Source organism: Mesorhizobium sp. M7A.F.Ca.AU.001.01.1.1, assembly GCF_004022735.1.
GTDB lineage: Bacteria > Pseudomonadota > Alphaproteobacteria > Rhizobiales > Rhizobiaceae > Mesorhizobium > Mesorhizobium ciceri.
Window position 1 is genome coordinate 23,020 of the sequence record NZ_RZPF01000005.1, and the last position, 7,634, is coordinate 30,653.

Annotated in this window: 7 protein-coding genes and 2 tRNA genes; 4 read left to right on the forward strand and 5 right to left on the reverse strand. The window is 63.5% G+C overall.

All coding sequences use genetic code 11. The annotated features are described in order from the left end of the window. Window positions 1-87 precede the first annotated feature (87 nt). Window positions 88-1,752, reverse strand: a complete 1,665-nt coding sequence (locus EN884_RS00895) for a sugar ABC transporter substrate-binding protein (RefSeq protein WP_013532183.1) — start codon at window positions 1,750-1,752, stop codon at window positions 88-90. Between the two features lie 289 nt (window positions 1,753-2,041). Between EN884_RS00895 and ugpC the strand changes: the two genes are divergently transcribed. Genes ugpC through rbsK form a run of 3 tightly spaced genes read left to right on the forward strand, consistent with a single transcriptional unit; the run spans window position 2,042 to window position 4,508 of the window. Further along, window positions 2,042-3,100, forward strand: a complete 1,059-nt coding sequence (gene ugpC / locus EN884_RS00900; protein ID WP_024504587.1) for a sn-glycerol-3-phosphate ABC transporter ATP-binding protein UgpC — start codon at window positions 2,042-2,044, stop codon at window positions 3,098-3,100. A 21-nt stretch (window positions 3,101-3,121) separates the two neighbouring features. Further along, window positions 3,122-3,574 (forward strand): RbsD/FucU family protein, encoded by a 453-nt coding sequence (locus EN884_RS00905; RefSeq protein ID WP_027162392.1) that lies wholly within the window; start codon window positions 3,122-3,124, stop codon window positions 3,572-3,574. Between the two features lie 4 nt (window positions 3,575-3,578). Then, a complete protein-coding gene (gene rbsK, locus EN884_RS00910; protein ID WP_063167793.1) occupies window positions 3,579-4,508 on the forward strand; it encodes a ribokinase in 930 nt (309 codons plus the stop codon). A 145-nt stretch (window positions 4,509-4,653) separates the two neighbouring features. Here rbsK and EN884_RS00915 read toward each other — a convergent pair. Further along, window positions 4,654-4,730, reverse strand: a tRNA-Asp gene (locus EN884_RS00915). 216 nt (window positions 4,731-4,946) lie between these two features. On the opposite strand from EN884_RS00915, the gene EN884_RS00920 reads away from it, so the two are divergent. After that, window positions 4,947-5,022: transfer RNA gene (locus EN884_RS00920), tRNA-Val, on the forward strand. Here EN884_RS00920 and EN884_RS00925 read toward each other — a convergent pair. The 3 genes from EN884_RS00925 to EN884_RS00935 are packed head-to-tail and all read right to left on the reverse strand — an operon-like array spanning window position 5,010 to window position 7,469. Beyond that, complete coding sequence (locus EN884_RS00925) at window positions 5,010-5,693, reverse strand: GNAT family N-acetyltransferase (protein WP_063167794.1); 684 nt, start codon at window positions 5,691-5,693, stop codon at window positions 5,010-5,012. The genes EN884_RS00920 and EN884_RS00925 overlap by 13 nt on opposite strands. Next, window positions 5,690-6,460 (reverse strand): SDR family NAD(P)-dependent oxidoreductase, encoded by a 771-nt coding sequence (locus EN884_RS00930; protein ID WP_063167795.1) that lies wholly within the window; start codon window positions 6,458-6,460, stop codon window positions 5,690-5,692. Before EN884_RS00930 ends, EN884_RS00925 begins: the two co-directional genes overlap by 4 nt. Window positions 6,461-6,473: 13 nt before the next feature. After that, complete coding sequence (locus EN884_RS00935; protein ID WP_063167796.1) at window positions 6,474-7,469, reverse strand: ABC transporter permease; 996 nt, start codon at window positions 7,467-7,469, stop codon at window positions 6,474-6,476. Window positions 7,470-7,634 lie beyond the last annotated feature (165 nt).

Sequence of the window (7,634 nt, forward strand, 5' to 3'; positions counted from 1 at the left end):
AATCTCGCCCGTTTGAAGGCTCTCGAGGAGCCGGAGCCTGTCTAAAGTGGTCCGGCGTTGCCGCCGGACCACGGTTCATAGGCCAGCCTACATGCCGAGCGAAGCTTTGTAGAGCTTGATCTGGTTGTCGCGCCCGATCTGGTCGGTCAGCTTCTCCCATGCCGCCGCGATGGCGTCGGCGCCTTCCTGCGCCTTCATCTTGCCCGCGAAAGTGTTGGCCAGGATGTCCTCGGCGGCGCTGTAGTACTGGAAGATGCCGGGGATGCGTGGCTCGATCGCCGCGTTCGGATGGTTGTAGCTGTCGGATTCCGATTTGAGGTAGGAGGTGATGAAGGCCTCGTCGTAGCCGGCCGCCACCCATTCGGGAATGTCGAAATGCGAGTTGCGGTAAGGCTGGAAGCCCGACGGATACATCGCCGTCCAGATCGACAGGTCCTTGCCGCCGAGATGGGCTGCAGCGGACCATGCCGCCTTCTTCTTCTTTTCGTCGGCATCGACGCGGGCCATGACATAGACGCCCCAGCCGAGATAGGCGCAGTTGGGCGCATAGTTCGGGCCGCTGGCGAGCTTGTCCCAGGCGCCGGTCTTCGCATTGTAGACATCGTCCGAGCCCGGCAGGATCGAGAAGCCGGTGACGTCGCCGACGACGGAAGAGTCGTTGGTCTTGACGTTGGAGCCGACGTCGCCCCACCAGGTGACCATCGAGCCGGTGCCGGCCAGGAACTGCTGGAAGGCGGTCGTGTTCGGATCGGCGTTGATCTGGTCGGCGGGTTCGGAGGGCAGCGCGTCGATGACGTCCTGGATGGCGCGCACCCAGGCCGGATTGTTGACGCGCGGCTTCATCGTGTCGGCGTCGAACAGCCAGGCCTTGTCGTCGGGGTGCTTGGCATAGGCGGTGGCGCGGCTGCCAAGGAAATAGAAGCCGAAGCCGCCCCAGGGCTTCGGCGCGTCGAGATAGCCATAGACGTCCTGGTCCTTGAGCTTCTTGCCCTTCAGGAACTTGGTCACCGCCTGAACCTGCTGCCAGGTCTTCGGCACGCCCCATTCACCTTCGCCGCCGCCGTCCTTCCAGGCCTTGGCGAGGTCGGCATCGGCGAACACGTCGGTGCGGTAGTTGAAGTTGTGCGCGTCGCCGTCGACGGTCACGCGGTATTGCTTGCCGTCCCAGGTGCCGACCGGCGGCTTCAGATAGCTGACCAGATCGTCGAAATCGATCTGGGTCTTGACCCAGTCGGGCATTTCCGACGTCAGGCCCTTGCCGCAGACATCACCTTCGAACGGCGCGCCCATTTCGATGATGTCGAAGTCGACGGTCCCGGTCGCGATCGACTGCTGCAGGCGGGCGTTGTAGTCGGCCTGCGCCAGGTCGATCCAGTTGATCTTGGCGCCGGTATAGGTCTCCCATGGCTTCAGGAAGCCGCGGAACAGCACATTGTGCAGGTTCTGGTTGTTGAGACCCATGAAGGTCAGCTCGACGCCGGCGAATTCGCCTTCCTTGACATTGGCCTTGGTGGCTTCGAGGCAGAGTTCACCGACCTTCTGGAAATCGGCGTCCGTCGGCTGGCCTTTGCCGACGCCGGGGATCTGCAGGATTTTTGTGCGCAATTCGCTTGCCGCGGAGGCCGGGCGCGTCAAGGCGCCAAGTCCGGCGCCGGATGCGGCTGCGATCGCGGCCATGCTTGCCGCACCCTTCAATATGTCGCGCCTTGTGGCGCCGGCTCGAACCAGTTTGTCGTAAAGACCCGTTCTCATCGCCTATTCCTCCCAGAACATCAGTGTGAATAAATCGGCCAACTGTCGGACGCCGGAGCGCCAACGATGCTCCCGTTTCGGAAACGAATTAGGCAGGACCCCACCCTGCGTCGATTGAAGTTCCGATTGCGGATCGGGCACCGACATTTTGACCAGCGCCTGCCACTATTCTCACAACCCAACGCCGTGTCAACGAGAGCGGGTTTTTATCTATAAGGGACCGACTTGCCCTGGCAGGTCGCGTTGGTTAGCTTCTGCGCCTACGGCTAATGGAGCCGATGGGGGAGACATGGCGCAAGTCGCGATCAGCAAGGTGGCCAAGGCCTTTGGAACGGTCAAGGTTCTGCACGAAGTCAGCGTCGATATCGCAGACGGACAGTTCGTGGTGCTGGTTGGCCCTTCGGGTTGCGGCAAGTCCACGCTGCTCAGGATGGTGGCCGGGCTGGAGACCGTCTCCGCCGGCACGATCGCCATCGGCGACCGCGTCGTCAATCATCTGCCGCCGGCCAAGCGCGACATCGCCATGGTGTTCCAGAACTATGCGCTCTATCCGCACAAGACGGTCGAGCAGAACATGGCCTTCGCGCTCAAGCTCAGGAAAACCGATCCGGCCGTGGTCGCCGAGCGGGTCAAGCGCGCCGCCGACATCCTCGACCTCAATCCCTATCTGAAGCGCTATCCCCGCCAGCTTTCCGGCGGGCAGCGCCAGCGCGTGGCCATGGGCCGCGCCATCGTGCGCAATCCGCAGGTGTTCCTGTTCGACGAGCCGCTGTCCAATCTCGACGCCAAGCTGCGCGTGCAGATGCGCACCGAGATCAAGGAACTGCACCAGAGGCTGAAGACCACCACCATCTACGTCACCCACGACCAGATCGAGGCCATGACCATGGCCGACAAGATCGTTGTCATGCGCGACGGCCGCATCGAGCAGGTCGGCGCGCCGCTGGAACTGTTCGACCGCCCGGCCAACCTGTTTGTCGCCGGCTTCATCGGCTCGCCTTCGATGAACCTGCTCAAGGGCACCATGCGCAAGGGCGACAAGCCCGGTGTCGACATCGCAGGCACGCTGTTCCCGATCGGATCGGGCAATGCCGCGCAGGACGGTCAAGCGGTCGTCTATGGCGTGCGACCGGAGCACCTCGAGATCCATCCCGACGGCGTGCCGGCGAAGATTTCGGTGGTCGAGCCGACCGGCTCGGAAACGCTGGTGTTCCTGCGCTTCGGCGAAGGCGAGATGGTGGCGCTGTTTCGCGAGCGCCACGACTTCAAGCCGGGCGATACGCTGAAGCTGAAGCCAAGGCTCGACCAGATCCATCTTTTCGACGCAGAGACCGGCAAGCGTCTCTGATCCCAACTCACGAGGAATACCATGCTCAAAGGCATCAACCCGCTGCTCAATGCCGACGTGCTGCAGGCATTGCGGGCAATGGGGCATGGCGATGATCTGATCATCGCCGACACCAATTTTCCGTCCGATTCGGTGGCGCGCCAGACGGCGCTCGGCCGCGTGCTGCGCATCGATGCCTCGGCCGCGCAAGTGGTCAAGGCGGTGCTGTCGCTCTACCCGCTCGACACGTTCGTCGACGATTCGGCCGCGCGCATGGAAATCGTCGGCAAGCCGGACGAGATTCCTGCAGTGCAGAAGGAAGTGCAGAAGGAAGTCGATAAGGCCGAGGGCAAGTCGTGGCCGATGATCGCGGTCGAGCGCTACGCCTTCTACGAGCGCGCCAAACAAGCCTATTGTGTCATCCAGACCGGCGAACGCCGCTTCTATGGCTGCTTCGCCTTCCGCAAGGGCGTCGTGCCGCCGGATGCGGAGTAGCGGCATGGCTTCGGGCAAGCCGGTCGTCATATTGGGTGTGTTCGTCGCCGACACCGCCTACAGGGCGCAGCGGCAGCCGCGCATGGGCGAAACGATCCTCGGCACATCCTTCACGCTGGGTCCCGGCGGCAAGGGCTCGAACCAGGCGGTGGCCGCCGGCAAGCTCGGCGCCGACGTCACCTTCCTCACCCGCCTCGGCGTAGACCCCTTCGCCGACATGGCCAGGCAGACCTGGACGCAGGCGGGCGTCAAGGATGCCGTCATCGACACGCCGGAAAGCTACACCGGCGCGGCCTACATCTTCGTCGAGGAGACCACCGGCAACAACGCCATCATCGTCAGCCCCGGTGCTGCCATGCTGATCTCTCCAGCCGATATCGAAGCCAATGCCGCATTGATCAGCAATGCCGGCGTCTTTGTCACGCAGCTCGAACAGCCGATCGAAGCAGCCATGCGGGCGTTGGAGATCGCGCGTGGGGCAGGGGTGACGACGATCCTCAATCCGGCCCCTGCGGCAAAGCTTCCCGACCGCATCTACACGCTCTGCGACTACTTCACACCCAACGAGACCGAGACGGAGGAACTGACCGGGATGAAGGTGTCCTCGGTCGACGAGGCGCGAGCCGCTGCGGACAGTCTGCTCGAAAAGGGCGTCGGCACAGTCATCGTCACGCTCGGCGACAAGGGCGCGCTTTTGCACTCGAAAAATCGCTCCGACCATGTTCCAGCCGTCAGTGCCGGCCCGGTGGTCGAAACCACGGGGGCAGGCGATGCCTTCAATGGCGGGCTTGCGGCAGCACTTTCGAGGGGCGTGGAACCGCTGCAGGCGGTGCGCTTCGCTTGCGCCGTCGCCGGAATCTCGGTGACCCGGCCAGGGACTGCGCCATCCATGCCGACGCTGCAGGAGGTCGAGGCGCTGCTGGCGAGAGGATGATCTTGCGCGGCAAGACGTCTGCACGGGCCGAACGGACCTGAGTGACCTCAGGTCTCTTGGACCTCAGGTCTCTTGCAAGACAACATTTTTGACAATCAATGTCGACATTTCTCCAAAGCCAAGGGCTTGATACCCTTGAGAGAAATGGCGCGAGTGACGGGGCTCGAACCCGCGACCTCCGGCGTGACAGGCCGGCACTCTAACCAACTGAGCTACACCCGCGCATGGCGAACACGTGTCAGCCGTGTTCGTCGTTGGGGCGCTGGATAAGGGGTTCGCCACCGGGTGTCAAGCGCACCAAACCATCATAACAGCAAACAGGAGAAGGTTTTTTGACAGCCGGCGTTTTGTTGGCAAAACCGGCATCCAACCAGGGCGTCCTGCGCTCATTTGGCCTTGCGAAGCGGACCCTGACCGCTTAAAGGTCCGGCCCGGAGCGGGCGATTAGCTCAGTTGGTAGAGCGCTTCGTTTACACCGAAGATGTCGGCGGTTCGAGCCCGTCATCGCCCACCATTCACACGATCTCCGGTGCGCACGATCTCCGGTGCGGTTGTCAGCCGTTTGGCGACATAGATGCTGTGGTCCGGCAATCCCGGCTCCCGCAACACCGCGAATCCGATGGCCCTGTAGAAGCGCAGCGCGTTGTGATTGTCCGGCATCACTTCGAGGCAAAGCCCGCGTGAACCGAGCGCGGCGAGCCTTTGCTCGAGAAAAGCCATCGCCCGCCGGCCGATGCCTTTGCCACGCGCTTGCGACAAAAGGTCGATATGACCGTGCGAAGGGTAGGCAGCCAGGGCCGGCGGAATGGTGAAGTCGCGATGATGGATCTGGTGGCGAGCCCAGTCGCTGCCGCTCCAGCGTGCGCGGTCGGGTCCGGGATCGGTCACCTGCGCGCGAAGGCGCGGATACCACTTTGCTGCCAGGCCTGCATTGAAAGCCTTTGTGTCTTTTGCACCCAGCAGATAGCCCGCGGCGCCCGTTGGCCCATCGACGATGAAAGCGAGGTCGGGCTCCAGCACCTGGTAGGGGATGGTGTAGATCTGGCCCAACAGATCCGGAGCGTCTTCGCGACCGGTTGCATCCTGGCCGGCATCACCGGTCTTGAGGCAGATCATGGCAAGTGCTGGATGGTCGGCCTCGGTCGCCTGGCGCAGGAAGAAGCCATCGCCGAAATCGATGATCATGGCGGAACGAGCCGGAAATCGCTGCCTTCGGGCAGCAACTGGCCACCATCGACGACGATGGTCGTGCCGGTGATGTAACTGGCATCGTCCGAGGCGAGGAACAGGAAGGCATTGGCGACGTCGCGCGGGCTGCCGAGGCGGCCAAGCGGGATGGAATCCTCCATGTTCTTGATGAACGCCTCGCCGCGATGCAGCTCGATCGCTTCGGTCAGGATGTTGCCGGGCTCGACGCCGTTGACGGTGATGCCGTAGCCGGAGAATTCCAGTGCCGCGGCGCGGATGAAGCCGTTGATGCCGGCCTTGCTGGCCGAATAGTGGCCATGGCCCGGGCTGGTGACATGCGGACCGGTGATGGAGGAGGTGTAGAGCATGCGGCCGAAGCGTTGCGCCTTCATCGGCACCAGGGCCGCGCGGCTGGCATTGAAGGTGCCGCGCAGATTGACCGCCATGACGCGGTCCCAGTCGTCGGCGCTGGTGTTCTCGATCAGCTGCCAGGGATAGATGCCCGCATTCTGCACGATGATGTCGAGACGGCCATGCTGCTTCAGCGCCAGCGCCACGGCGGCCTTGGCGTCGCTCATTTGCGAGATGTCGGTGCGGATGAAGGGGACGCCCAACTCGCCAGCGGTCGCTTGCCCGGCCTCGACTTCGGTGTCGGCGAGCACCAGCCGCGCCCCCTCTTCGGCAAAGCGGAGCGCAATGCCCTTGCCGATGCCGCGGGCGGCGCCGACGATGAGCGCCACCTTGTCTTTTAGCCGTCCTGTCATGCGAGCCGTCCTGTCATGCGAGTCTTTGGCGAATGGTTTGCTTGAAGGCGTCGAGCAGCACCGCGGCCAGCACCAGCAGGCCATGAATCACCTGGGTGAAATTGGCCGGCAGGCCCATCAAATTGATCGCCGTGTTGATGGCCGAGAGCAAAAGCACGCCGGCATAGACGCCGGGGAGGGTGCCGACGCCGCCTTTGAGGCTGACGCCGCCGATGACGACCGCGGCGAAGGCGTTGAACAGCAAGCCGACGCCGAGATTGGCGGTGGCGCCCGACGTGCGGATCGCCAGCAGCCAGCCAGCCAGGCCGGCGATGGCGCCGGCGAGCACGAAGGCGATGATGAGATTGCGGTTCACCCGGATGCCGGCGCGGAAGGTCGCCGTCTCGTTGCCGCCGATCATCACCAGATGCCGGCCGAGCGGCGTCTTGGCCATGATCAGCGAAAAGACCACGAAACAGCCAACCGCGATCCAGGCGGTGAGCGGCAGGCCGACAAGGCGCTGGATGCCGAACCAGCGGATGGCCGGCGCCAGGTCCTGCGCCGAGCGGCCGCCCGACACGACCAACACGAGGCCGCGCACCCAGATGTAGGACGCCAGCGTGATGATGAAGGCGCTCATCTTCACCTTGACCACCAGATAGCCGTTGAAGGCGCCGATGAGACCCCCGACTGCCAGCGCCAGCAGCAGCGAAACCGGAACCATCAGCCACTCGGGATGCAGCTGCACGCCCATGCCGATGCCCGACGAGCAAAACAGGATGCCGACCGCCATGGCGCTGAGCGCTGCGACGGATTCGACCGACAGATCCATGTGACCGGCGATGATCACCAGCGCCAGGCCGATCGACATGACGCCGAGCACGCTCGAAGCCTCGATGATATTGGCGAAGATGCCGAGCTGAAAGTAGTTCGGGACGAAGATGGAGAAGACCACCAGCACGAACAGCAGCATGAACCAGACGAGGTTGTCGAGTACGAACTCCAGGGCTTTGCGTGTGCGCGGGTTCATGGGTTGATCCGGTTGGCGCCCCCGCGAAATCAACTCGATTTCGTCGGGTTCAGGCGCGGATTCAAATTCGCCACGGCATCCTTTCGGACGCGGCGGTGTGAAAGGCAGGCTCCGGGCCGCTACGGCCCGGAGCGCTTTCAGATGACTATTCGACCGACTTGACGG

Coding starts and splice junctions, on each gene's coding strand:
- EN884_RS00895 (WP_013532183.1), bottom strand. CDS start 1,752: ATGAGAACGGGTCTTTACGACAAACTGGTTCGAGCCGGCGCCACAAGG.
- ugpC (WP_024504587.1), top strand. CDS start 2,042: ATGGCGCAAGTCGCGATCAGCAAGGTGGCCAAGGCCTTTGGAACGGTC.
- EN884_RS00905 (WP_027162392.1), top strand. CDS start 3,122: ATGCTCAAAGGCATCAACCCGCTGCTCAATGCCGACGTGCTGCAGGCA.
- rbsK (WP_063167793.1), top strand. CDS start 3,579: ATGGCTTCGGGCAAGCCGGTCGTCATATTGGGTGTGTTCGTCGCCGAC.
- EN884_RS00925 (WP_063167794.1), bottom strand. CDS start 5,693: ATGATCATCGATTTCGGCGATGGCTTCTTCCTGCGCCAGGCGACCGAG.
- EN884_RS00930 (WP_063167795.1), bottom strand. CDS start 6,460: ATGACAGGACGGCTAAAAGACAAGGTGGCGCTCATCGTCGGCGCCGCC.
- EN884_RS00935 (WP_063167796.1), bottom strand. CDS start 7,469: ATGAACCCGCGCACACGCAAAGCCCTGGAGTTCGTACTCGACAACCTC.